The organism is Actinomadura rugatobispora (genome assembly GCF_042656285.1).
Lineage (GTDB): Bacteria > Actinomycetota > Actinomycetes > Streptosporangiales > Streptosporangiaceae > Spirillospora > Spirillospora rugatobispora.
The window spans coordinates 1-566 of the sequence record NZ_JBHSON010000309.1; the positions used below are offsets into that span (position 1 = coordinate 1).

At 73.1% G+C, this 566-nt stretch carries 1 protein-coding gene; it reads left to right on the forward strand.

What is annotated here, in order from left to right; all coding sequences use genetic code 11:
• On the forward strand, nt 1-566 hold a 566-nt coding region (locus ACFPZN_RS56545), incomplete at both ends, for a UDP-N-acetyl glucosamine 2-epimerase (protein WP_378293757.1).

The window sequence follows — 566 nt, forward strand, 5'->3', positions numbered from 1 at the left end:
GTGTACGGCGACGTGAACTCGACGATCGCCGCCGCGCTGGTCGCGGCCAAGCTGCACATCCCGGTCGCGCATGTGGAGGCCGGGCTGCGCAGCTTCGACATGACCATGCCCGAGGAGGTCAACCGGCGCCTGACCGACCAGCTGTCGGACCTGTGCCTGGTCACCAGCCCCGAGGCGATCGGCCACCTGGCCGCCGAGGGCATCGGCGTCCAGCGGTCGCACTTCGTGGGCAACCCGATGATCGACACCCTGCTGAAGAACCTGGACGCCTTCGACACCGCCAAGGTCCGCGCCGAGCACGCCCTGCCCGGCCGGTACGTGCTGGCCACCCTGCACCGCCCCGCCAACGTCGACTCCCCCGAGACGGCAGCGGCGCTGGTCGAGCACCTGCACGGGGTCGCCGACCTGGCCGAGGTCGTCATCCCGGTGCACCCCCGCGGCCGCGCCACCCTGCTGGCCGCCGGCCTGGACGACCACCCCGGCGTGCACGTCCTGGAGCCCCTGGGCTACATCGACTTCATCGCCGCGGTCCGGGGCGCGGCCGCGGTCGTGACCGACTCGGGCGG